Genomic DNA, 25,706 nt, shown 5'->3' with positions numbered 1-25,706 from the left:
AGAGGAACTAATCGTTCCTCTCCCTTTCGCGTCAGTTCAGCTCGTACGCCTTGAGAATCGTCTGCCGCACTTGGTTGCCCACGGCATCTTTCGCAACGGTGCGCAGCGAGACGAATCCGCTACCAGGCTGGTCGATCGTGGCGATCCAGCCGCGCGAAGTACGCCGTACCGGGACTGTCCGCCAGGTCTTCCCGTCGAACGAGACCTCGGAAGACGCCGACACGACGGGTCGATCCGGTGCCCCGAACTGACGCTCCACACTGAACGGCACCTCGAACCGCCCCGCGGCCGCCCGGTTCCTGTCGTCCAACGCAGGGGAGTAGCGCACAGTCATCAACGGCAGCGGCGTCGCCACTCCGTCCGGCGTACGGCGGGACCGGAAGGTCCACTCGGCGCTGATCTCGGTCGACACTTTGTACCGCTCCGGCGACCGCTTCACCTCCTTCTTCAGCACGTACGCCGAATCGCCGGCCGGCAACGCGAACGTCTGCTGTTTCGGCGAATCCGACGACCCGATCTCCACGCCGTCCCGGCTTATCGAAGTGTGCTCCGAATCCACCAGCGCATCACCGAACCGGCCCGGTCCACCATCGGCGTACATCGGCACGACCACGGTCAAACTGTCACCGTCCCGGGAAGTCCACGGCTGCCGATCGCGCCCCGGAAGCCCGCCGCGTGCATCAGGCAAACTCGGCCCGAAAACCCCTTGCTGCCAACGGATCCCCGTACTGCGGCCGGCCGGATAAGCGATGTGTTGAGAGTCGACCACCGCCGTGTACTCGATGTCCTGGTTGGGCAACCGCCGCCAGACCTCCGTCTCGAAGGCCCACGAGACCCCCTTCGCCGAGTAGTACTCATCGCGATGGAAGGGCAGGTTCATCTCAACCGCAGGAGTGAACAGGAACAACCCCACCCAGCGCCCGCCCGCGTCGGGCTTCGGCAATGTCGGGTAGCCGTAGTTGTTCGCGCGAGTCCCCGGCTCACCCGCGTACGACGCGTCGAGATGCGCGTAGTCGCCGGGCTTGGTGATCAACGATGGCTTCTCCGGGAATCTCCCGGGCCACACCGCGACGTCGTGGTACAGGTATGGACTGTCCAGGTAGAAGTCGCCCTCGGGCGACTGCCCGTCGGGCATCCCGGCCCAGGCGAGGTGGGCAAAGCCGGTGAAGTTCTTCGCCGATCCGGTCTGGTTCGGTACGACGTACAGCGCGGGGGAGTAGCCCGGTTCGAACGAGTTGTTCACGCCGACGCCACCGACGTAGGTGAGGTCGCCGACCGGCCGGGCGAAGCCGATCCCACCGGCCGCCGCGGCAGCGTCGGTGACCGGCGCCTTGATCGCGACCTGGTGCGCCTTGCGCCCGTCGAGCACGATCGGGCCGTCCCGGTCGACGATCAGGTCGGGCTCGCCGAAGTAGGTCACGTCACCGAAGCCTTGGCCACCCGGATTGAACTTCGCATGGAACGCGTCGACCAGATAGCGCCCGCGCGGCAGCCGGATCGTGTCGCCGGCCCCGACCAGATAGAGCTGACGGTGGTCGACGTCGAGCAGGTACGCCGCGCCGACGCTGGTGTCGTCGTTCACGACGGGTTGACCGGTGCGGTCGAGCATCTCGATCTTCTGCTGGTAGCTCGCTACCTCCACGCCGACGCCGATCGTGGTCCGGATCGTCCGGCCGTTGCCCAGCGCAATCAACCAGCCGCCGTGCGGACCTTCTGCGGTACGCGATGTGTCGACGGTGACCTCGACGGTCGCGCTGCCGTGTGCCGGAACCCGCAGCGAAGTCCTGCTCAGCTTGAAGATCCGGGATGCCTGGACATCCAGCGACAACGTGACCGGCGTCGGTCCGTCGTTGCGATAGGTGACCTGCTTGGTGATCGGCTCGTCGTCGGTGTGCGGGTAGCTCTGCAGCCCGAGGTTGAGACTGCTCGGGTACGCCGTCACCAGCTGCTTGATCGCCCGGCCGACATCGACCCGGCCGGCGCCCTGGGCGAACACCCCGACCCCTTCGAGATCGAAGGCCGATCCCATCAGCGCCGACTTCAGCTCGGCGGCCTTCCAAGTCGGGTGCAGTTGAGCCAGCAATGCCGCAGCACCGGTCACATGCGGCGCGGCCATCGACGTACCGGAGAGTTCGGCGTACGAAGGGTTGATCGCCACCGGATCGAGCGGCGTACCGGCTGCGCGGGCCGCGACGATGCGGTCGCCAGGTGCCGCGATGTCCGGTTTGACGGCGAGGTCGCCGAGGCGCGGACCTCTGCTGGAGAAGGTGGAGAGGGTGTCGGACTTGGTCACCGAGGCAACGGCCAGTGCCGCGTCGGCGGCGGCCGGACTGCCGACACTGGACTCGGCACCGAAGTTGCCGGCCGAGGCGACGAAGAGGGTGCCTGAGCTTGCGGTCAGTCTGTTCACCGCTTCGGCGATGATGTCGGTGCCGTCGGTCGGACCACCACCGACGCTGAGGTTCGCGACGCGGGCGCCCTCCGAGGCCGCCCACTCCATTCCCTCGATGATGTCGGAGGTCTCGCAGTTGCGATCGCCGCAGATCTTGCCGATCAGCAGATCGGCGTCCGGAGCGACGCCCCGATAGCGTCCACCCGAAGCGGCTCCGCTGCCCGCGACAGTCGAGGCGACATGAGTACCGTGCCCGATCCGGTCGACCACATCGGCATCCACGTCCCCACCCCCATGGTCTTTCCCCTCCCCAACAACATCGTCGTCGTCCGTTGTGAAGCCTTTGGTAGCGATTACCCGGCCTTTGAGATCCGGGTGCGTCGCGTCGTACCCGCTGTCCAGGATCGCGACCTTCACACCCTTGCCGGTGGCACCGATCGCCCACGCGGCCGGTGCGCCGATCTGCGGCACGCTGCGGTCCAGGTTCGGCTTGATCCCACCGTCCAGCCACACCTTCTTGACCGTTCCGGCCAGTCCCGTACGCCGGTGCGCCTGCGGGCTGTTGAGCCAGTTCTGCCAGAGGTCGCCCGCCTGGGTCCGTTCCTGCCCGATCGCGACCGCGTCGACCAAGGGCAGTTCGCGCTTCACTTCCGTGCCTTCGGGCAGGGCCGATCGGACCGCGCGCGCCTGCCCGTCGTACTGGACGAGCAGCGGCAGGCGTGGCGCGGAGGCGTCGTCGAGGCCGAGCTCGGCCAGCAACGCGACGTCGAAGAGCCGCGGGTCGACGACGCCCGAGGCGATCAGCGGGACGGCATCCAGCGGGACGACCAACTGCTGGTTGTCAAGAGCAACTTTGTGGAAGGCCATCCCGGTGCGACCCGGGCCGGGACGCACCTCGGTACTGAAGGTGCCGCCGGGTCCGCGGCTCGCGATCACCTTGTCGCCGGTGACAAGGGTGATGGTGAGTGGCGCGACGGCGGCCGGGCGTACCGGCGTACCGGCTGAAGCGGTGGTTGCGAGTTGGTTGCCGGCAGCGGGCAGGCCGTAGGCGATGACGGCTACCAGGGCGGATGCGGTAGCGGCGGCGATCCCGCGGTTGCGGAGTCGGGACAAGGTTCACCTCTCAGAAATGGCGGTTCCCGGGCAGGGTGAAGCAAGGCGACGGCCCACACAGCGGGCCGTCGGCCAAGAAAAGGGGACGTTTTAGCTTGCTTTTTTACTAGGGGGTGTCGGGCGGTCGTCCGTCCAGCCGGACTCGAGTACGACGGTGACGCCGGTGCCCTTGCCGCGGTAGCCGAACGCGGAGCTGAGCAGCCGCCCGGTCTGCGGGTCGATGATGAAGCTGCTGCCGCCGCCGGTCAGGACGGTCGGCGAGGCGATCGGTTTGCCCTCGTTCTGCCAGGTCATCGCCATGGTGATCTGGGTGCCGATCCGACCTAGCGGGTCCTTGACGTTCTCCTTGAGCGTCGTCCCCGGCAGTTCGGAGAGCACTCGCAGGGCGGCACCACGCAGCTTCGGTGGCGACGGCATCTCGAACAGCAATCGGCCGGCGTTGCTGAAGACGGCGTAGTCGATCTCCTGCCGACTCGCCTCCGGCCGGACGTTCTTGCTGAGGACCTTCCGCAACTGCTCCGGATCGGTCGGCAGCGCCTCGATCTGCTGGGCGGTCAGCGGCTTCTCGTCGTTCAGGTAGTAGCCGGGCGGCACATCCTCGAAGGACATCTTGTTCACGACCGCCTGACCCGGCGCCATCAGCGTCGGCGTGTGGTCTTCTCGCAGCTGCCACGACGTCGGCGAGCCCTGCGCCCGCCACTTCGCGACGTCGTCGACGGTCGCCGGCCGCGAGCCCAGGTCGACCCAGCCGAACCAGGACTCGACGCCACGCTTCATCGGCATCCAGCTCTCGGTGATCTGCCGCCGTTGCAACTTGTACTTCGGGCTGCCGACCTCCAGGTTGCCCGTGTTGATCAGCAGGCTCCGGACCCGGAAGTACTTGCCGGCGACCTTCTCGTTCTTCTCCTGCCGTACTGCGGCGTCGAGCAGCGCCCTGCTCGCGGCCGTCAATCGAGGAGCCTGCGAACTCGTGCCAGGTGCCGGAACCGCGTCGGATCCGTCGTCCGGACCCATCGAGCGCAGCAGCGGAACCGACAGCGCCGTCACCGCGACGACCGCCGTCGCCGCCGTGACGGCGATGCCGATCCGGCTGGATCTGGTTGCCTCGCGCAACCGATTGCGGCGCGGCCCGGTCAGCTCCGCGCGGACCAGGTCCTGCACCTGGCGGCGAGCTTCGGCCATCACCTCCGCCGACGGCCCGGGCTGTTCGGGGAAGGCGGACCGGATCGTCTCGAAGTCGTCCTTGTGATCAGTCATGGTCGGGGCCCCCGGTCGGATCGATGGTGCCCAGGCTCTCGCGCACGACGCGCCGAGCCCTGGACAGCCGTGAGCAGACCGTCCCGTACTTGATCCCCAGTGCGGCCGCGACCTCGTCGTAGGTGAGCTCACCGAGGGCGACCAGCATCAGTACTTCGCGGTCCTTCGCGGACACCTTCGCCAGCGCCGCGGCCAGCCGGCGACTCGTCGCCTCGGCCGTGACCTGGGCGGCGACGCGCTCCTCGTGACCGGGTGCCGGCAGCGGCAGCGGCAACTTGGCGGTCGCCCGCCAGGCCCGGAGCTCGTCGCGGCGGTGCCGGCGGATCAGGTTGGTGGCGATGCCGTACAACCAGGCGCGCACCACGCCGCTGCCGCGGTCGAACCGGTCGCGCTGGCGGAAGGCGATCAGGAAGGTCTCCGACGACAGGTCGTCGGCGAGATCGGTGCCGAGCCGGCGGGCGACGTACGAGTGCACCTGCGGGAAGTACCGGTCGAAGATCGCCGTGAACCGGTCGGGCTCGCGCACCGACGCTTCCAGGGTCAGGCCGTCTTCTTCGGCACTGGCATCACTGACTTCGCGGATGTGATCCCTGTCACGTACCCGGTCTCCGGCGGACGGGGTCGGCGTGGATCGGGGCGCTATCGGCCGGCCGGGCAACGCAAGCGTCGCCAGGGCGATGTCGGGCGTCATCGGGCTCCTCACGCGGCCGGCGGTGTCCGGATCCTGGGTCGACTCAGGCCCGGTGGCAGCGGCGCTGCCGGTCGGCTCACTCTGCTCTTGTCCGATGTCCCCAGAACCCTTCTCGACCCCGCTGACAGTCCGCGACGATGACGCGCAGGGCCAAGCTCTGGATGACACGCAAGGTCAGGGAGCGTCGAGAAATCCCCTGGCAGCAGCCTCATCGGCGGGCCAGACGTAGACCGACCAGCCGTCCTTGGTCCGCGCCGCGGTCGCCTTGATCCCGAGGTCCTTCAGCATCGCGACCTTCACCCGGGCCTCGTTGTAGCTGCGGACGGTCCGTACGTCGACCAGCAGGCCGAAGGTGTCCCGGTCGGCCGGCGAGTAGTCGATCCGGCGGACCAGGGAGCCGCCCTTGGGTTTGGAGAAGGCCCACCGGGTGAGCAGCACCATCACCCCGGCGAGCGCGATCGCCACGACCGGGAACAGAAAGTAGTGCTCCGCGAACATAGGCACAATTGTCACGCGAAAAGCAAGATCTCGAACCCTTGGCAACCTTTCGTGTCTCCGGGGAGTCTTTACGACTACACGCTGGAAAGCGGCCCTCGGGGGGCCGCCCGAAGAGCGGAGGGCACGGACATGCTGGCACCGACCCACGAAGCGACCCGGTACAAAGAGAACGTGGTCCACCTCTCAGGCTTGCTCGACGTCCGCTCGGTGGGCGACGTCCGGGAGGAGATCAACCAGCTGATCGACAGTTCCGACGGCGACGTGATCGTCGATCTGGAGGAGCTCGACGCGCTGGACGCCACCGGCCTCGGCCTGCTGGTGGCCACTCATCGAAGAACCCAGCTCCTCGGCCGCCAGCTCGTCCTCCGGCACCCGGTGCCCTCGGTCGTCCGCATCCTCGCGGTCACCCGGCTGCACCGGATCCTGCACGTCGAGCGCACGCCACTGCCGATCTCCGCCTGACCGGGAGCGGCACGGAATTCGCGAGGCCAACACTCTCTGTAGTACGATCCCGCCACTCCTGACTCACAGTAGTCAGGCTGGGGAGGGGTTCTCGTGAGGTTTCGTCCTGCCGTCGCGCTCGTCGGTGCCCTCGTGCTGGGGTCGGGTGCCGTCGTGGTGACCAGGCTCGCCGGTCCGGCGGACGCTGCGCTCGCCCCGGTCGAAGGCCGCTTGCTCGCCTCCGACCCGGACCCGGCGCCGCAGGGGTACCAGTTCGAGTCGGTGTCGAACGAGTTCTTCACCTTCCGCCCCGGCCTGCCGTCCGAGTCGAGGCCGCAGCCGTGGCAGATCCGTAGTACGGCGGACGGCTCGGTGGCGTCCAGCACGCCGTCGAGCGACCCGTACTGGCGGGGCGACGAGCTGGCCGGGCGGTCGAAGGTCACCCGGACGACGACCGACGCCGGGGTCCGGATCGCGCTCAGCGGACTGGCGGGCGCTTCCTCACCGGGCTCGCTCACGGTGCCTGCCGCCGACACGATCCTGGTCGTGCACGAGAAAGGTGTGCTCGTCAGGCACGACGACGGCGGCTCGTCGGAGCTCCGGATCTTCCGGTTCGACGGCACCGACCAACTCGTCACCGGCCTGGTCTCGCCCGACAACTCGCTGCGGGTCACCGACTCCGACGGGAGCATCCTGCTGCTGCAGAGCAGCGACCGCCTGCACACGCTCGACCTCGGCACCGCGGTCGCCACCCCGGTCGTGCAGTCCGGGCTGGGCGTCTCGTGGGCCGCGCTGACCCCGGGGCGGATCGTCTGGGAGACGGGCACCAGCGCTTCGGGGCACCAGCTGACCTGGAAGAACCGCGACGGTTCGCCCGGCGGTGACGTGACGGTGCCGGACTCCGAGGACCTGACCACCTTCGGTGACGATGTGGCCGTCCTGCGGATACCGGCCGGCGGGAGCTCCCTGCGCCGCGAGATCGTGCCGGTCCCGCTGGCCACCGGGAAATTCGAGGCGCCGGTCATCGACGACGTCGCCGCCGCCCGGGCGCTCTCCGACGGCCGGTTGCTGCTGATCCGCACCGACGCCGTGCTCGCGCTGAAGCCCGACCTCACCCGGACGAAGCTGGCCGACATCGCGGCGCCGGTGCTCGGCGCCCGCGACCTGGTCGTCTCGGGCGGCCGGGTGCTGAAGGGCTTCGACGACGGGTCGGCGCGCGAGACGACGCTGACCGCGACCAACTGGACCCAGTTCCGCGGCCCATCGGCGGCCGGTCGCGAACTGTTGCAGCTCGGTGGTGGCACGGTGCTCAGCCGGGGCGGCCTCGTCGTGAGCTGGCCGGGTGGGCAGCGTGCCCTGCCGAACAACGGCTCCGCCGAGCTGGGGCGCGGTGGCAAGCTGCTGTCGTATATATCTTTCGACGACCAGAGCACCGCCTCGATCCAGAATCCGCGGACCGGTGCGGTGCTTGCCACCCGGCCGACGGCTCGCGTGCTGGCGATGGACGGGACCTGGGTCTGGCAGGGCCCCGACCCGGTGACCCATGCCCTTACCGGCACTGATCTGTCGACCGGGACCTCCAAGACCGTGCCGACCGCGGTGCCCTGTCCGGCCGGCACGTTCCAGGTCGCCGGGCGGTGGGCGCTGGTGACCTGCGACCTGCACCAGCTGTACGCCATCGACCTGCTGGGAGTCGTCGCCGACTACCGGCTGCCCGACAATGCCCAGTCGGACGCGTTGTGGCCCGCCTTGGGCGACGGCTTCGTCGCCCGGTTGCGGGTGACCACCAACGCAGCCGGCACCGACATCCCGGAGTTGCTGGTCACCGATCTGAACTCGCCCGCCCATCCGGAACGCGTGGTCGGTCCGCTCCAGGGCCGGATCTCGCCGCCGGGCCCGAGCTTCGCACTCGATGACGAGGCCCCGCGGATCGTCTATGCCGACCCGGAGTCCCAGGTCCGGGTCGCTGCCGTGGACTGGCTCGCGGCACCACCGCCCGTGACGAGAGTCGACTCCACGGCGCCGAAGCTGTCGTCGGCGGCGATTGCCGGCGGCCGGATCGTGCTGACCACGCCGATCCGCTTCAGCTATGCCTTCACCGACGACCGCGGGGTCGCGTCGTACGACGTGGCCTATCGCTCGGCGCCGGCCGGCAAGACGTACGGGGCGTGGGTGTATCCGGCCGGCTGGCAGAAAATCAAGGGCACCTCGGTCACCACGACACCGCAACTGGGGGCCGACACGTGCCTGATGGTCCGGGCCAGGGACGGGGCGGGCAATGTGAGTGCGTGGTCCGCCCCGGTCTGTTCCGAGCTTCCGCAGGACGACCGCGCCTTCACGTCCAAGGGGTCGGTCAGCCGTACGACGTATGCCAGTGCCTACCGGACCACGTTGTCCCGGCTCGGCGCGTCCGGTGCCTCGCTCAGCAAGGCCGGCGAGGCGGGGAACCGGATCGCGGTCACCATCCTGGCGGGGCCGAGCCAGGGGACCGTGGAGGTGACGTTCGCCGGGCGCAAGATCGGCCGGGTGTCGCTGGCCGCGAGCACCTGGTCCCGCAAGGTCGTCTACCTGCCGGTGACTCCCTGGCTGACCGGGACAGTGGTGGTGACCTCGGTGTCGAGCCTGCCGTCCAACGTCGACGCGGTTTCCCTGCTGCGGTAGTTGCCGGGGCCTGTGATGTAAGCCGCTGGTGACACGAGTCACGAGCTGCGGACTCACAAGGGCACACAGTCCTACTCTCGGGTACATGACAGCCGAGAAGGACCGCCCGTGGGTGATGCGGACGTACGCCGGCCATTCCTCGGCGGCGGAGTCGAACGCGCTGTTCCGGCGCAACCTGGCCAAGGGACAGACGGGGCTCTCGGTCGCCTTCGACCTGCCCACCCAGACCGGGTACGACGCCGACCATCCGCTCGCCAAGGGTGAGGTCGGCAAGGTCGGCGTACCGATCGCGCATCTCGGTGACGTGCGCGCGCTGTTCGACCAGATCCCGCTCGCGCAGATGAACACGTCGATGACGATCAACGCCACCGCGATGTGGCTGCTCGCGCTCTACCAGGTCGCCGCGCAGGAGCAGGGCGCGCTGCCGGACGAGCTCACCGGGACGACCCAGAACGACATCGTCAAGGAGTACCTGTCGCGCGGAACGTATGCGTTCCCGCCGGACGCCTCGCTGCGGCTGTCGACCGACCTGATCGCGTACACGGTCTCGAACGTCCCGAAGTGGAACCCGATCAACATCTGCAGCTACCACCTGCAGGAGGCCGGTGCGACGCCGGTGCAGGAGCTGGCCTTCGCGTTGTCGACGGCGATCGCCGTACTGGACCGGGTTCGTGACGGCGGCCAGGTGTCGGCCGACCGGTTCGGCGACGTGGTGCAGCGGATCTCGTTCTTCGTGAACGCGGGGGTCCGGTTCATCGAGGAGACCTGCAAGATGCGCGCGTTCGTCCGGCTCTGGGACGACGTCTGCCTCAACCGGTACGGCGTGACGGACGCGAAGGCGCGCCGCCTGCGTTACGGCGTACAAGTGAATTCGCTCGGGCTCACCGAGGCGCAGCCGGAGAACAACGTTCAGCGGATCGTGCTGGAGATGCTTGGTGTGACGTTGTCCAAGAACGCTCGGGCGCGGGCTGTGCAGTTGCCGGCGTGGAACGAGGCGCTCGGGTTGCCGCGGCCGTGGGACCAGCAGTGGTCGCTTCGGATGCAGCAGGTGCTGGCGTATGAGTCGGACCTGCTGGAGTACGAGGACATCTTCGACGGGTCGCATGTGATCGAGGCAAAGGTCGACGAGTTGGTCGCGGGCGCGCAGGAAGAGATCGATCGCGTGCAGGCGATGGGCGGTGCGGTCGTCGCGGTGGAGAGCGGTTATCTCAAGCAGGCGCTGGTGGCGTCACACGCCGAGCGGCGGCAGCGGATCGAGTCGGGCGAGCAGATCGTGGTCGGGGTGAACAAGTTCGAGAACACCGAACCGTCGCCGCTGATCGAGAACCTCGACACGGCGATCCAGACGGTCGACCCGGCGGCCGAGAGCGCCGCGCTGGCGTCGTTGGTCGAGTGGCGTGCTCAGCGGGACAACCAGGCGGTCGAGGACGCCCTGGGTTCGCTGCGCGAGGCTGCGAAGGGCACCGAGAACCTGATGCCGGCGACGCTGCGCTGCGTTCGCGCGGGTGCGACGACGGGGGAGTGGGCCGGCGTACTGCGGGAGGTGTTCGGCGAATACCGGGCACCCACAGGGGTTTCCGGCTCGGTCGGTACGTCGGGCGGTGGCGAGGCGATCGCCGCGGTCCGGGCGAAGGTGGCCTCGACGTCGGAGGAGCTCGGCGGCCGGTTGCGGCTGCTGGTCGGCAAGCCTGGACTCGACGGGCATTCGAACGGGGCCGAGCAAGTCGCCGTACGGGCTCGTGATGTCGGCTTCGAGGTGATCTACCAGGGGATCCGGTTGACGCCCGAGCAGATCGTCGCCGCCGCGGTCGCCGAGGACGTGCACTGCGTCGGCCTGTCCATCCTGTCCGGCTCGCACATGGAGCTTGTCCCGCAGGTGGTCGACGGGCTGCGGAAGGCCGGTCTGGAGGACGTCCCGGTCGTCGTCGGCGGCATCGTCCCCGACGCGGACGCCCGAACCCTGCTCGGCTCGGGCGTCGCCGCCGTCTACACCCCGAAGGACTACGACCTCACCGGCATGATGTCCAACGTCGTCGACGTCATCCGCAAGGCGAATCACCTCTAGCTCTTCGAATCGATGAGGTCCTGCACGGCCTTCGGGATGGTGGTTTCGAAGTCGAGGAGCTTCGCCCAGTCCGGGGTGAAGGTGATCACGGCCATCGAGTCGTAGAGGGCGAGCACGCCGGCCTTCCAGCCCTCGAAGGCCTCGGCGGGGACATTCTTGCCGCTGGCAAGGTATTCGTCCGGTACGCCGTCGACGATCTCGACGCTGACCGAGCCGCGGAGCAGCAGCACCTTCGGCGGGTAGCCGTCGGTGTCGATGGTGATCGAGACCCGCGGGTTCTGCTGCAGCGCCTTCACCTTGGCCGCCTTCGGCACGGTGAAGAACTGCAGGTTCGTGCCGTCGAAGTGGAAGCCCATCGGGATGACCCGCGGGTCACCGTCGAGCCCGAGGTAGGCGAATCGGGACGGGATCTTCCCGTTCAGCAGCTCCTGCGAGTACGGCTTGGCCAGGATCTCGGCGATGTCGTGCTGGTTCACGGTCGTGCCTTTCGTCGGTGTGAGGTGCTTTCACCAGGTGAGCGACGCCGGGCCGGCGTTCTCGACATCCATGGGTAAAAAAGTTTGGATGGGCGGATGATCTTCGGATTCGGGGCCGGGCAGGTCGAGGTGGGGGACGACGGGGCCGTCCGGGCGGTGGTGCATCCGGTCCGGAGTCGTTCGGTGTTGCTCGAGGACGGCGGGGCGCACGACTCCACGCGGTACTGGGGCAAGGGGTTCGTGATCACGGATCGCGGGAGTCATCGGTGGGATGCGCCGGTGAGTCAGCGGTGGCGATCGTCGGGGATCGATCTGCTGTACCAGTTGGGGCCGCTGGAATTGCGAGTCGGCCGGCGGTTCGGCGAACGGTGGACCGAGACTTACGAAGTACGGAATGTGTCTGATGAAGCTGTGGCGGTCGGGTCGATCGGCATCAGTACGCCGTGGCGTGATCTCTACAGCTCCAGTCGCGAGAGTCTTGCCGAGGCTGTGCATGCACACGTGTGGACCGGTGGCGCGGATTCCTGGGTGTGGGCGGTGCCGATGGACGGCAGTGGTCCGGGCCTCGGGTTGCAGCTCACCGAGGGGGAGTTGTGGGCGTACTCGGTCGAGTCGCGGGAGGCGACTTCCAGCAGCAACGCCCGTGGGCATCTCTATCTGCAGGTGACCGATCACGCCCGGGCTCCGGGGGCGATGGGTGGACAGCCTTTGCTGACGGTGGAGCCTGGTGAGTCCTATCGCTGGACCTGGCAGCTCGCCTGGCACGACAGCCTTGCCGACTTCCACGCCACGCGGCAACCGTTGCTGGAGGCACCTAGTTTGGTTGCCGAGGTGGGGGAGAGCTTGGTGGTCCGATTGGCCGACGGGGTGAGCGGACCGACGACGGTGACGGCTGACGAAGCTGGTACGCAGTACGTGGAAGCCACTGACGGCAAGGTGCGGTCGCGGATCCAGGTGCTGTTCCATCAGCCGTTGCGCGAATTGGTCGAGGCGCGGGTGCGGTTCGTGCTCGATCGGCAGCGGCCGGTCGAGCGCGGCGACAGCAGGCGATTCTCCTTCGTGCCCTACGACAACGAGACCGGGCTGACGGTGTTGTCGGGCGCTTGGCACGACTGGTCGGACGGGCGCGAACGGATCGGCACCGCCTTGCTGCTGCAGGAGGCACGCGATCGGGGCTGGGGTGATCGGGCGGAGCTCGACGAGGCGCTTGCTGGCTATCAGCAGTTCGTCGACGAGTTCTTGGTGGACGCCGACGGCACGGTCGCCGACGACAGTCTGCGCTTGACGCGGACGCGGCTCTACAACTTCCCGTGGTTCGCACGCTTCTTCCTCGGCCAGGGTTCGCCCGAGCGCGCAATACAGATCCTCGACCGGTACTACGAACTCGGCGGCGACCACTTTCTGGCGTTCGATCTCGGGCCGCTGCTGCTGACCTTGTCCGAGCACTCGCCGCGGATGCTCGAGCATCTGGAGCGGCATGCGCGGACGTTCGTCGAGTACGGCGACGAACTGCCGGCGCACGAGGTGAACTACGAGCAGTCGATGGTCGCGCCGCTGCTGGAGTTGTTGCTCGCGGCTCATCAGACCGGCTTCGTGGATTCGTCTGAACTGGCCAGGCGCCTGCCTTGGTTGACAGCGTTCGCCGCGGATCAGCCCGACGTACGGCTTCGGCATATTGCCATCCGGCACTGGGACGGCTACTGGTTCGGGCTGCTGCGGTTGTGGGGCGACGTCTTTCCGCACTACTGGTCGGTGCTTAGCGCCGCCGTCTATCTCTCCTGGCCTTTTGAGGATCTGTCAGAGCTGGGACACGCGATCCTGCGGGCCAACCTGGTGAACTTCGCCCCGGACGGCTCGGCGACGTGCGCCTTCGTCTACCCGAGCGCGGTCAACAGCCGCCCGGCCCACCTCGCCGACCCCCTGGCCAACGACCAGGACTGGGCCCTCGTCTATGCCCTACGGTTCGGACTCTCGTGATGAAAGTTATTCACTGAAATCGATCTCCAATGGTAGTTTCTTGGCCTCGGGACTGGATGCCACCGGCTCGGTGGCTGAGTGCGCTGGGGGCACTGTGGTTGCCAACATCGGTCTGGGCCAGATCCACCCATCTTCAGAGCTGTCCGAACACGAGAGACTGTTCCGCGACCTGCTCCCGGAGCCGGTCGCCGACTCATATTTCGAACTCCTCGGGCTCGGCCAGCGCCCGGTGCAAGACGCCATCGACGACGAACTGGTCACCAGGCAGCTCGCCTATCTGCATCGCTCGCACGGTTCAGTCACGCTGCGCCCGGTCGATCCGCTGATCGCGACCACCGGCCTGCTGACCCAGGTGCAGCGAGAGCTCGGCAGGCAGCAGGACAGGCTGCTGCAGGGGTACGTCGCGGCTGCGGAACTCCATCAACGCCAGTTGCACGACAAGCGCCCCGGCGAGGTCCCGTCGGTGCTCACCCAACTGCTGACCGACCGCGACGAGATCGCCGAACGCTGGACCACGTCGATCCACACCACGCAATGCACCTACCGGTCGATCGCCGCCCACGACCCCACCCAGACAGCGCCGATCCTGCCGTCACCGCTGAACAGCCAATGCGACTCGATGAAGTTCCGCGAACTCTGTACGCCGGAATTCCTCGCCGATCCGCGCGGCAAAGCAGCTGTCCGCGCGGCGATCGAGGCAGGCGTCGACGTCCGTACTGCGCATGTCTTGCCGGCCAGGATGATCATCGTGGACGACCACTTCGCCGTGATCGGTCTGGTGCCGGCAGGCGACAGCGGTGCGCTGCTCGTCCGGTCATCGGTGCTGATTGCCGCACTCACGCAGTACTACGACCAGCTCTGGGCGAGCGCGACTCCGGTCGTGCTGCCGGGTTCGATCGAGGTCTCGCGGACCCGCCGGGCGATGAAGAGCCTCGGCGCGACCGAGCGCGAGGTGCTGACGTTACTGGTGCACGGTCTCAAGGACGAGGCGATCGCCCGGCACCTGAGTATCAGCGTCCGGACCGTACGCCGGCACATCGCCACCGTGATGGAGTTCGTCGACGCCCCCACCCGCTTCGCCGCCGGCGCCGCAGCCCAACGCCTCGGCCTCCTCAGCTGAACTCCAGCAAACCCTTCTTCCGCCCCGAAGCCCCGGAGGTTCCGCCATGCCCCGGTTCCACCCTGCCCACACCATCCCCCTCGCCTTCATAACCCTCCTCGGAACCACCACCTCTGCGACAGCTCTCACCCCCGCAGCGGCGGCGTCCGCCGCAGACCCCACTCCGGCTGTCATCGCGGCGGCGGGGTGTGATGCGGGGGCCGTGGGGTTCACCCCGGTTTTGCAGATCAATCTGCCGGTGTCGGCGAACTGGCTTAACAAGACTCCGCCGTACAGCGTGAACAACACCGCGACGATCGGCGCCTTCGATCGCGTCGGGTATTGCCTGGAACTGAACGGCCCCAAGGGAGTGTAGGGGGTGTGGGCGGCGATGGCGCCGTTCACCGCGGACGCCAAGCGGCTCGGCCTGCAGACCTTCACCGGCCAGATCTTCCGGCAACAGATCGGCGACCTTGAGGTGAACTCCAACGTCCCCGGTGTGACGACCGGAACCGGTCAGACCGGCTACCTCGAGATGTGGCCGAACCAATACAGCGGATCGGCGAGCGCCCAGGTCCCCAATGCCTCCGCGAGCACCTACGACGCCGACGACAGCCCCACCACGATCCTCGGCCACGGCACCTTCCAGATCCACCAGATCGGCGCGACCAAACCATCGACCGTCCCCGCGAAACCTGTTCTCTCGATCAACAGGTTCACCGAGTCGGCCACCGACGTCCTCGGGCTCGGCATCGGCACCAACACCATCGGCGCACCGGACTGGACCCTCACCGACAACGCCGCGACCTACACGCAACGCAAGCTGACCGTCTACGCCCGCCCTTCCCTGGTGAAGCTCACCGAGATGCCCCAGGACCTCAAGCTGATCCCACGAGACAGTGCAAACGGTGCGAATCCCGTGGTAGCCGGTGAAGTCACCGCGGCCGGGATCGACCAGGTGGAGCTGCGCGTCATCGGCAACGGCGAGACGCAGACCTTCACCGCTCAGGCATCCGAGCCGTTCCGGTTCACACCACGGATCGCGGCCGGCTTATGGGACTACACCTTCGAACTCAGAGCGACCGGACCCGGCATCGACCGGGTGGTGGCCCGACGCACGGGCATCGTCTCCGGCGACGCGTACGTCGTACAGGGGCAATCCAATGCGGAAGCAGCGAAGCGGACCGGCAACGCGAATGTCGAGGAATCGCCTTATCTCAGGAGTTTCGGCAGTTCCAACGCCGACTCGTCCATCTCCGGTGCCGACAGGGTCTGGCACTACGCGACCGGGGACGTGACCCAGCAATCCGGCTCGGCCGGTCAGTGGGCGATCCGGATGGCCCGCCGGATCGTGGACACCTACGGAGTCCCGGTGGCGCTGTTCAACGGCTCCCACGGCGGTCAACCGATCAGCTTCTTCCAACGCAACGACACCACCCCCAACGACCTCAGCACGAACTACGGTCGCCTGCGCAGCCGTCTGCAGGCGTCAGGAGTGCTCAGCAAAGTCAAGGGCGTGCTCTGGTACCAGGGCGAAGCGGAGAGCGACAACGCAGCAGTCCACATCGCAGGCTTCACCTCACTACTCGCTGACTGGCGAACAGAGATGACTACGGCAAAGTACTTCGTCTACCAGGTCCGTACGTCGCCCTGTAACAACACCACCAACGTGAACCTCCGCGAAGCGCAGCGCAAGCTCGGCGACACTCAAGGCGTCACCTTGCTGTCGACAACCAGTCTGTCCGGCCACGACGGTTGCCACTACGCCTACGTGGATGGCTATCGCGAGATGGGCGACCAGACGTTCGCAGTACTGGCAAGAGACCTGTACGGCGGTCCGTCGGCCGGCGTGGCTCCGCCGAACCCGTCCGGTGTCACCAAGAGCGGCTCCACCCTCACGGTGAAGCTCCGGTCGACTGACCCGCTGACAGTGAATCCCGGCGTTGGTGCCGACTTCCGGCTGGTCGGCTCCTCGGTAACCGTCAGCTCGGTCGCCTACCAAAGCGACGGATCGCTCAAGCTCACCTTGTCCGGTACGCCGACCGGTGCGACCGCACTCGTCTACCAAGGGCATCTGAAGGCGGGTCCGTCGATCACCAATGCGACGGGTACCGGATTGCTGGCCTTCAGTCTAGCGATTTCCTGACTCTGGCCAGTACTGGAACTTGTCCATTAGTGACCTGTCTGGAGCAGTGGTGCGGGCCGCACCCTTTGAGCAGAGCAGTCCGCCTCAGGAGGTCATCCGCCCATGCACCGTGCTCGAAGGTCCCGATTTCTCCGCCCTTATCCAGGCCGCCGATCGGCTCGCTGGATCGGCGTCACCGTCGGTCTGGCGCTGGTCGCCGCCGTCTTGCAGGTTCCCGAAGAATCCGAAGCCATTCAGCCCGAACAGATCGCAGCCGACGTTCCGCTGGAACGTCCCGACGAGTCAGCAGCCGTCATCACTGCCCGTACTACGGGCAAGCCGGTGCTGATCACCGGCCGCACCACCGAGACCACCGAGTATCGCGCGCTGCCCTCGGGCGCGATCGAGGCGACCGTCGCCGCCGGTCCGGTCCGGATGCACGACGAAGAAGGCGAGTGGATCGACGTCGACCTGACGCTGGTCCGCCAGCCCGACGGCTCGGTCGAACCGGCGGCCCACCCCTACGGGCTGAAGCTTGCCGGCGCCACCACCAGTAAGGCAGACCATGAGCTGGTCGCGCTCGGGACCACCGGCGCGCGCTCCAGCCTTGGCTGGTCCGGTTCGCTGCCGGCGCCCGAGCTGGATGGCAACGTTGCCGCCTATCGCGAAGTGAAGCCCGGTGTGGACCTCGTCGTCGAGGCGACCCGGACCGGCTACCAGCAGCACCTGCTGGTGAAGAACAAAGCAGCGGCCGCACAGGTCAAGCAGCTCCGGATGCCGTGGAAGGCCGACGGGATGACCGCCAAGCCGGACGGCAAGGGCGGCCTGTCGGTCCGCTCCACCAAGGGTGCGTCGAGTCGCGACGTACCGGCGCCGTTGATGTGGGACTCGACGGTCGTCACGGCATCCGGTGAGCATCCGCGCCGGGCCGCGGTCGGGCTCGGACTGGCCAAGAACGCCCTGGTTCTGACGCCGGACGCCGGCTTCCTGAACGACCCGAAGACGGTCTATCCGGTGACGATCGACCCGTCGCAGAGTGCCGGCGCGAACTTCGACGCGTTCGTGCAGAACACCTACACCAGCGATCAGTCCGCGGCGACCGAGTTGAAGCTCGGCAGCTACGACGGCGGCACCACCCGGGCCAAGTCGTACCTGCGCTTCGACAACCAGGAATGGCTGTGGGACAAGCAGATCCAGGCCGCCACCCTGAATCTCTGGGAGACCCACTCGTACTCCTGCGCCGCGGCAGGCTGGGAAGCCTGGCGTACTGCGGATGTCACGAACGCTGCCCGATGGACCGCGCAGCCGGCCGAACTGGAGAAGGTCGGCACCTCGACCCAGACAAAGGGTTTCTCGAGTTCTTGTGGTGCCGGCTGGGTGACCATCCCGGTGACCGCCGCGTTCCAGTACACGTCCACCAACCACTCGGCGAAGACGAATATCGGGATCAAGGCGGCGAGTGAGACCAACAGCGCCGGCTGGAAGCGGTTCGCCTCCCGCGAGGCAGCGGCCAACCCGCCATCGGTGACGATCACCTACCAGACCAAGACCGCGGTGAACGCGCAGACGACCGCGCCTGCGACGACCTGCGGCACTGGTTCAGCGCGTCCGTACATCTCCAGCCTGACACCCCAGTTGCGAGCGCAGATCAGTGATGGTCTGGGCGCAGCTGTCTACGGCAACTTCGAATGGCAGCCGATCGGTGGAGCCACCACCGCGGTCACTGAAGGGCCCGGCGCATCCGGTGCCTGGATGGGAACGACTGTCGGCCCTCTCAGCGAGGGCGGTAGCTACGCCTGGCGAGTGCGCGGCACAGACGGTACGACGCCTGGCGCCTGGTCGACGTGGTGCGAATTCACTGTCGACACCGCTAGTCCTGCAACTGCACCGACCGTCTCCTCCACCACGTACCCGGTCGGGCAGTGGTCGGGTGGAGCAGGCACGGCCGGCACCTTCACCTTCGGCGCCTCAGGTGTCGGTGATGTCGTGGCTTACGAGTACGGCGTGGACACCAACCCGCCGGACCAGGTGGTCAACGCCGCCACTCCGGGAGCCACGACCAGCATCAGCATCACGCCGACCGCGGACGGTCCGCACACGTTGTGGGTCCGGACCCGGGATCGCGCCGGCAACCGGTCGCCGATGACGGCGTACGAGTTCGCTGTCGGTGGGGGCGCGGTGATCGCGCCGAAGAACGGTGATGTCAGTGCGGCCAAGACGTCGATCGTCGGCGCGGCTCGTAGTACGGCGACCGGTGTCACCTATCAGTGGCGTCGCGGTGACACGGACGCGTGGGTGACGATCCCGGCTGCTCACGTCCAGGTCGCCGCCGGCGGTGGTGCCGTGACGTGGCCGCTGCCGACCAGTGGCAACGGGCAGTTCCCGAAGCTGAACTGGAATCTCGAAGCCACCCTGGCCGCGGTCGACGCCCAGTCGGTGCCGCGCGACGGGCCGGTCCAGATCCGGGGCAACTTCACCGGCGGTACGGCGGCGTCGTCCGGCGCGGTGAAGCTCACCTTCGACCGCAACCTCGCGACCGCGGCCACCGACGAGATCGGTCCTGGCGAGGTCAACTTGCTGACCGGCAATGTCACCTTGTCCGATACCGACGTGTCGGTCGACTCCTACGGCAGCGACCTGACGGTCAGCCGGACCTACAACAGCCGGCAATCGGCCAAGGCGGACGCTTCGGGGATGTTCGGTCCGGGGTGGATCTCCGGCGCCGTGGTGGACGAGGCCGATACGCCGTACACGTCGCTCGACGTCTTCGGAACATTGGTTCAGGTCGGGACACCCGAGGGCGACACAGTCGGGTTCACTGCTCGCGATGGTGTCAACTTCGATCCCGAGGTGGGGCAGGAGACGCTGAAGCTCAGCTATGCGAATGCGACCGACTCCTACAAACTCACTGACGACCAGGGCTCGATAGTGACGTTCGGCCGGGTCACGGGGACGGCAGCGGGTCACTACTACCCGACGGCGACGACGCTGCCGGGCAGCAACCAGACCACCACGTTCAACTGGGAGAAGGTGACGATCGGTGGCGCGGAGGTCGTGCGGCCGGTCCGCATGCTCGCCCCGGTGCCGGACGGTGTCAGCTGCGCGACGATGGCTCGCGGCTGCCGGGCACTGAACTTCACCTACGCCACCACGACCACAGCGACCGGTACGACCGAGGGCGACTACCTCGGTCGGGTGAAGGAGATTTCCTTCACTGCTTGGGATCCGGACCTTGCCACGCCTGCTCTTCAAACAGTGGCGGTCGCGAGGTACAGCTACGACAGCACGGGCCGGCTGCGTTCAACCTGGGACCCGCGGCTCGACTCCGGCACCACTCATGTCGGTGACGCCTACACCTACCAGGCCGATGGTGTTCTCTCGACAATCAAACCGGCTGGGCAGGAGCCCTGGCAGTTCACCTACACGACGCTGCCGAACGACCCTGCCATCGGCCGGCTGAACAAGGTGTCCCGCTCTGCACTGACCGCCGGAACCGCCGTAGAGAGCGTTGTTTACAAGGTTCCGCTGTCCGGATCAGGTGCACCGAACGACCTGTCTCCCGGGCAGACCAAGCGCTGGGGACAACCGGAAGCACCCACTGATGCTGCAGCAGTCTTCCCACCTGACCAGGTGCCGGGCGGCAACCCGGCAACAGGTTCGCTGCCGACGAACTGGGAGCGGGCGTCCGTCACCTACATGGACGCCAACGGTTCGGCAGTCAACAAGGCAGAGCCTGGCGGCAGCATCTCAACCAACTGGTACGACGGATTCGGCAATGCTGTCCGCACGCTGACCGCGGAGAACCGCAATCGGGCACTGAACCAGTCGTCGTCGGACAACGACGCTGCGGAACAGACCCTGGCGCAGACCTACTCCACGGTGAACACCTACTCGCCGGACGGCGAAAGGCTCGAGACCACGTTGGAGCCTGAGACTGAGGTCCGTCTGAGCACGGGCAGCACAGTCAGAGGTCGGCAGCTCACACGCAACACCTACGACCAGGGTGCGCCAACCTCTGGCGGCCCCTTCAACCTGGTCACCACCGTTGAGTCGCAGGTCCGGCTCTGGGGTGCAGGCGGCACTGCAGTTGAGGCAGATCGCCGGGTGACGACCACCGGCTACAACTGGACTCTGCGGATGCCCACCGTGGTGACCACAGACCCAGGTGGTCTCGGCCAGACCGTCCGTACCGCTCTGGATCCGGTCACCGGTCTCGAAACCTCCACCACCCAGGTGGCAGGCGGAACGACCACCAACACCCCAGCCACGCAGAAGACGATCTACTACCGGGCTACAGCTGGCTCGGGGTACAGCGAATGCGATCTGCGGCCGGAGTGGGCCAACCTGTCCTGCCGCATCCAGCCAGGTGGTCAAGCAGCCACCGGGCCTGAGCTGCCGGTCAAGGTGCTGACGTACGACATGTTCAACCAGGTGCGGACAGAAGTCGAGAAGACCAGTGCCGGCACGCTGCGAACCAGTACTACGAAGTACGACGCGGCCGGCCGGACCCTGGAGATCGGTGTCGTGGCGGCAGCGGATCTCGGTACGCCGGTGCCGATCCAGCGCACCGTCTACGACCCGCTCAACGGCAACCTGCTGCGGTCCCAGTCGGTGACCGCGGGCGCTGTCACGGCCGAGATCATCCGCACCTACGACACGCTCGGCCGGATCACCTCCTATCAAGATGCCGACGGCAACGTGTCCATCACGACGTACGACCTGCTTGGCCGACCGGCAACGAGCTCGGACGGCAAGGCGAGCCGCACGTACGGCTACGACTACCGCGGTCTGGTCACTTCGGTGAACGACAGCCAGACCGGCATCTACACCGGGAGCTACAACGCCGACGGCCAACTCACCAGCGAGACCTGGCCGAACGGGGTCAAGGTCGACACCCGGTACGACGAGAGCGGAGAGAAGGCCGGGATCTCCTACAGCAAGTCCGGTTGTTCCTCCGGCGACTGCACGTTGTTCAGTGAGTCGCTTACCGAGTCGGCACAGGGCCAGACGGCTCGCAGGGTCTCCACCCTGTCCAGCCAGCTCTACCACCAGGACGCGGCCGGCCGGATCACGTCGGTGGAGGAGACCATCGGTGAGAAGTGTGTGACCAGGGCCTACGGGTTCAGCCCTGCCTCGGACCGGACAAGCAGCACCGACTACGGTCCGGCTGCCGACGGCAGTTGCCAGACGACCACTCCGTCGGCCTCACGGACGTGGACCTACGACACAGCGAACCGGGTGAACACCGCTGGCTACGTGTACGACGCTCTCGGCCGGACCACGACGCTGCCGGCCGTCGACACCGGTGCACCCGCGGCCGGGAACCTGACGGCCACCTACCACGCGGACGACCTGGTCGACACGATCACCCAGGGCGGTCGTACGACGGACTACGCCATCGACGTCGCCGGTGAGCGGGTGCGGTCATGGACCGACAACTCGACCGGTGAGCTGGTGACGAACGTCAATCACTACGACGAGGACGGGGACTCACCGGCTTGGACCCAGGAAGGCACCGGCCGGTTCACCCGGGTCGTCGCCGGACTGGCCGGCATGACCGCGATCGTCGACAGCGACAGCGGCGTACCGGACTGGCAGGTCGCCGATCTGTCGGGTGATGTCGTGGCGACGATCCACAGTGGTGAGGAGGGGTTGTCCAGTACCAGTCAGAGTGATGAGTACGGGCAGCTCGGTGACTCCGAGGCTGTCGGGAAGCAGCGCTATGGCTGGCTCGGCACGCAACAGCGCGCCGCGGATGCGCCGTCGGGGATCGTGCTGATGGGGGTCCGGCTCTACAACCCCACCACTGGACGCTTCCTGCAGGTCGACCCGGTGCCAGGTGCTGGGTGCAACGCGTACGAGTACACCTGCGCCGACCCGGTCGACAAGGTCGACCTCGACGGCAAGTGGCCGTGCTGGAGCAAGAAGTGCTTGCTCAAGGCTGCCGCGAAGAAGTTGAAGGCGCTGAAGAAGAGGATCAAGAAGAACAAGTACGTGCGGTGGGTCTGGCGGAAGGTCGTCAAGAACAAGTACGTGCGGGCGTGTGCGAAGGGCGCCGGGCTGTCGATGCTGCGGAAGTCCTTCTGGGCCAAGTTCCGCCGGCTCCCGTACAAGGTCGGGCGCTGGGGCGCACAAGGGTGTGCGTTCGGCGTGGTCAAGCTCTACGTCTGGCAGAAGGTGCGGCAGTGGAGACCGAAGTATCCCTTCCCGCACTGGGGAATGTACTGATCCGCTGACCCACTCCCGGGCGGCCCGTCACCGGGCCGCCCGGGTTTCTTCACAAGAAAGGCCCCACGCATGTCCCCTGCCCGAACCCCCCACTGGCGAGCTGCAGCCACCACCCTCGCCCTCCTGGCCACCCCCCTCACCACACTCGGACCAGCAACCGCCTCCCCCACCCCAACCAACGCCCCGGACGCAATCGCGGCGGCCAGCGCCCCCACCGGCTCGCGCGCCGAAGGCGCTGCTGTTCTTCCTGCGCGGGCTAGTGGGAAGCCGGCGGTGATTGGGGGGTGGACTACTGAGAGTGCGCAGTATCGGGCTTTGCCGTCGGGGGAGGTGGAGGCAACTCTTACGGCTGCTCCGGTGCGGATGCGGGGTTCTGATGGCGAGTGGATGCCGGTCGATGTGTCGTTGGTGCGGCAGGCTGACGGATCTGTTGTTTCCAAGGCTCATCCGGTCGGACTGAAGCTGTCTGGGCCTGTTGGTCCGGGCGATCACGATCTGGTGGTGCTCGGGAAGCGTTCCGCCCTTGGGTGGTCCGGCCCGTTGCCGGCTCCTTCGATCGACGGAACCACGGCGACCTATCGCGAGGTGAAACCGGGAGTCGACCTGATCGTCGAAGCGACAAGGACCGGCTATCAGCAACTGCTGCTGGTGAAGAACCGGCAGGCCGCAGTACAGGTGAAGCAGCTTCGGATGCCGTGGAAGTCGGACCACGTTCCGGACGCGATGATGTGGGACTCGACCGTCGACCCGACGTCCGGCGAACACCTCAGAAGGGCACCGGTTCGCCTCGGCGTCGGCGTCGGCGTCGGCAAGAACGCTTTGTCTTTGACGCCCGATGCGTCATTCCTGAGCGATCCGAAGACCGTCTACCCGGTGACGATCGACCCGTCGGACACGTCAGGCGCGAACTTCGACGCTTTCGTCCAGTCCAGCTACACCACCGACCAGTCCGCCGCGACCGAGCTGAAGATCGGCACCTACGACTCCGGCGCCAACAAAGCCAGGTCCTATCTGCGGTTCGACAACCAGCAATGGCTGTGGGACAAGGACATTCAGTCGGCGACACTGAATCTCTGGGAACACCATTCCTATTCCTGCACAGCCAAAGGCTGGGTCGCTTTCCGGGTGGCTGACGTGACGAATACGGCTCGCTGGACGAACCGGCCCGCGCAGTACGAGCAGGTCGGTACGTCGACCCAGACCAAGGGCTGGGGGAGCGGCTGTGCCGCCGGCTGGGTGACGATCCCGGTGACCGCGGCGATTCAGTACACGGCGGCGCATCAGCTGGCCAAGACGAACATCGGGATCAGCGCGGCGAGCGAGACCGACAACTACGGCTGGAAACGCTTCGACTCCCGCGAGGGCGCGAACCCGCCGTCGGTGACGATCACCTATCGAACACCGACCTCGATCGACGCCCTGGGGACAGCACCGGAGACCGCCTGTGCGACCGGAGCCGGCCGGCCGGAGATCGCCAGCCTGAACCCCCAGCTCCGCGCGCAGATCAGCAACACCCTGGGCGCCCAGGTCTACGGCACCTTCGAATGGAAGGTCGTCGGCGGCACCACTTCCACGACTACCACCGAAGGTCCCGGCGCCTCCGGCTCCTGGCTAGGCACCACGATCCCCGACGACGCCTTCACCGAAGGCACCAGCTACGCCTGGCGAGTCCAAGGCACCGACGGCACGACGCCCGGCGAATGGTCCTCGTGGTGCGAATTCACCGTGCACGCCTTCTAAAACACCTTCGCGAACGCGCGGCCAACCTCCTCGCCTCTCAGCCGATTCTGGCGAAGGCGCGGACCGGGAAGGTTGCGAGTCCGGCTATCCGAGGTGGGGTAGCAGTGAAGGTAGCTCCGGTGGGTGGGAGTTGTGCCAGGCTGGTGAGATGTTCGACGATCGGCAACCCGGCGGCGAGTAGCAGCGTGTGCGCCGGCCGGGTTCCGTCCGTCATGTCGTCGATGTTGGCCGCGTCGATACCGACCAACGCGGCCCCGTTGCGGATCAGAAACTCGGCGCCGTCCCGCGTCAGGAAATGCGCGTCCTCGACGTACTGCGGAGTGCCGAAACGCGCATCGTCCCCGGTGTGCAACAGCACCGCCTTGCCGCGTACGTCGTACGTCGCCAACGCCTTCGCATCGACCCCGAGCTTGCCGCTGTCCTGGACCCGGATCACGATCGCGGGCAGGTCGACCAGGCGTTCGAGCGGGAACCCGGTGAGGTCGTGGCCGTCGGGGTAGCGGTGGTTCGGGCTGTCCAGATACGTCCCGGTGTTCGCCACCATCGAGATCCGGCCGATCTCGAACTCGGTCCCCTCGGCGTAGATCTCCCTGGACGCCTCCCTCGTCAGATGAGTGGCGAGCTCGGGACCCGGCAGGTTCGGCAGGGTGACCATGCCGTCGCGGATCACATGGTTCAGTTCGACGTACTGCGGACTGCCTTCGTTCGTATCCTGTGTCGCCGGTCCACCGCGAGTGCCCTTGTGCGGCGCCTCGACGATCTCCAGGTTTTCGAGGGTCACCTCTCCCGCCATCAACAGCCCGAGCGAATCGAGGAACAACTCGCCGACCTCGGCCTCGTTCGGGTTGGCCGCCGCGACATCAACCATGAAGCCCTGCGCTTGCAGCCCACCCCCGTTGGTGAACGTGACAGTGGCATCGAAACGCGCGCGATAACTGGTCAT

At 67.1% G+C, this 25,706-nt stretch carries 15 protein-coding genes; 9 read left to right on the top strand and 6 right to left on the bottom strand.

Translation table 11 applies throughout. The features are described 5' to 3' along the window. Nucleotides 1-31 precede the first annotated feature (31 nt). The 4 genes from ABZ004_RS15755 to ABZ004_RS15740 form a co-directional block, all read right to left on the bottom strand. Nucleotides 32-3,505: a S8 family serine peptidase gene (locus ABZ004_RS15755; protein WP_355680555.1), complete on the bottom strand. Its 3,474-nt coding sequence runs from the start codon at nucleotides 3,503-3,505 to the stop codon at nucleotides 32-34. A 90-nt stretch (nucleotides 3,506-3,595) separates the two neighbouring features. Next, complete coding sequence (locus ABZ004_RS15750) at nucleotides 3,596-4,762, bottom strand: CU044_5270 family protein (protein ID WP_355680554.1); 1,167 nt, start codon at nucleotides 4,760-4,762, stop codon at nucleotides 3,596-3,598. Continuing rightward, complete coding sequence (locus tag ABZ004_RS15745) at nucleotides 4,755-5,453, bottom strand: RNA polymerase sigma factor (protein WP_355680553.1); 699 nt, start codon at nucleotides 5,451-5,453, stop codon at nucleotides 4,755-4,757. Before ABZ004_RS15745 ends, ABZ004_RS15750 begins: the two co-directional genes overlap by 8 nt. A gap of 174 nt (nucleotides 5,454-5,627) precedes the next feature. Beyond that, nucleotides 5,628-5,966, bottom strand: a complete 339-nt coding sequence (locus ABZ004_RS15740) for a hypothetical protein (RefSeq protein WP_355680552.1) — start codon at nucleotides 5,964-5,966, stop codon at nucleotides 5,628-5,630. 114 nt (nucleotides 5,967-6,080) lie between these two features. On the opposite strand from ABZ004_RS15740, the gene ABZ004_RS15735 reads away from it, so the two are divergent. From ABZ004_RS15735 to ABZ004_RS15725, 3 genes are all read left to right on the top strand, one after another. Then, the gene (locus ABZ004_RS15735) at nucleotides 6,081-6,413 is read left to right on the top strand and encodes an STAS domain-containing protein (RefSeq protein WP_355680551.1); all 333 of its coding nucleotides are present in this window, start codon (nucleotides 6,081-6,083) and stop codon (nucleotides 6,411-6,413) included. Nucleotides 6,414-6,506: 93 nt separating this feature from the next. Beyond that, nucleotides 6,507-9,053, top strand: a complete 2,547-nt coding sequence (locus ABZ004_RS15730; RefSeq protein WP_355680550.1) for a hypothetical protein — start codon at nucleotides 6,507-6,509, stop codon at nucleotides 9,051-9,053. Between the two features lie 85 nt (nucleotides 9,054-9,138). Further along, nucleotides 9,139-11,118, top strand: a complete 1,980-nt coding sequence (locus ABZ004_RS15725) for a protein meaA (protein WP_355680549.1) — start codon at nucleotides 9,139-9,141, stop codon at nucleotides 11,116-11,118. Here ABZ004_RS15725 and ABZ004_RS15720 read toward each other — a convergent pair. Further along, entirely contained in the window at nucleotides 11,115-11,594 is a 480-nt protein-coding gene (locus ABZ004_RS15720; protein WP_355680548.1) for a pyridoxamine 5'-phosphate oxidase family protein, read from the bottom strand. The two genes, ABZ004_RS15725 and ABZ004_RS15720, sit on opposite strands and share 4 nt — an antisense overlap. A gap of 96 nt (nucleotides 11,595-11,690) precedes the next feature. Here ABZ004_RS15720 and ABZ004_RS15715 point away from each other — a divergent pair, with 96 nt between their 5' ends. The 6 genes from ABZ004_RS15715 (at nucleotide 11,691) to ABZ004_RS15690 (ending at nucleotide 24,763) form a co-directional block, all read left to right on the top strand. Next, nucleotides 11,691-13,571 (top strand): hypothetical protein, encoded by a 1,881-nt coding sequence (locus tag ABZ004_RS15715; RefSeq protein ID WP_355680547.1) that lies wholly within the window; start codon nucleotides 11,691-11,693, stop codon nucleotides 13,569-13,571. Nucleotides 13,572-13,611: 40 nt separating this feature from the next. Next, nucleotides 13,612-14,691 carry a LuxR C-terminal-related transcriptional regulator gene (locus ABZ004_RS15710; protein ID WP_355680546.1) on the top strand — a complete coding sequence of 360 codons (1,080 nt, stop codon included), beginning with the start codon at nucleotides 13,612-13,614 and terminating at the stop codon, nucleotides 14,689-14,691. Nucleotides 14,692-14,737: 46 nt separating this feature from the next. Beyond that, entirely contained in the window at nucleotides 14,738-15,046 is a 309-nt protein-coding gene (locus ABZ004_RS15705; protein ID WP_355680545.1) for a hypothetical protein, read from the top strand. A 15-nt stretch (nucleotides 15,047-15,061) separates the two neighbouring features. Further along, nucleotides 15,062-16,816: a sialate O-acetylesterase gene (locus tag ABZ004_RS15700; RefSeq protein WP_355680544.1), complete on the top strand. Its 1,755-nt coding sequence runs from the start codon at nucleotides 15,062-15,064 to the stop codon at nucleotides 16,814-16,816. Between the two features lie 102 nt (nucleotides 16,817-16,918). Continuing rightward, entirely contained in the window at nucleotides 16,919-23,023 is a 6,105-nt protein-coding gene (locus ABZ004_RS15695; RefSeq protein ID WP_355680543.1) for a DNRLRE domain-containing protein, read from the top strand. 387 nt (nucleotides 23,024-23,410) lie between these two features. Beyond that, nucleotides 23,411-24,763, top strand: coding sequence for a DNRLRE domain-containing protein (locus ABZ004_RS15690; protein ID WP_355680542.1), 1,353 nt, complete (start codon nucleotides 23,411-23,413; stop codon nucleotides 24,761-24,763). Between the two features lie 37 nt (nucleotides 24,764-24,800). Here the strand turns inward: ABZ004_RS15690 and ABZ004_RS15685 are convergent, their stop codons facing one another. Beyond that, entirely contained in the window at nucleotides 24,801-25,706 is a 906-nt protein-coding gene (locus ABZ004_RS15685) for a cyclase family protein (RefSeq protein ID WP_355680541.1), read from the bottom strand.

The organism is Kribbella sp. NPDC006257 (assembly GCF_040613535.1).
Taxonomy (GTDB): domain Bacteria; phylum Actinomycetota; class Actinomycetes; order Propionibacteriales; family Kribbellaceae; genus Kribbella.
This window is presented reverse-complemented; position numbering and strand designations above follow the sequence as displayed.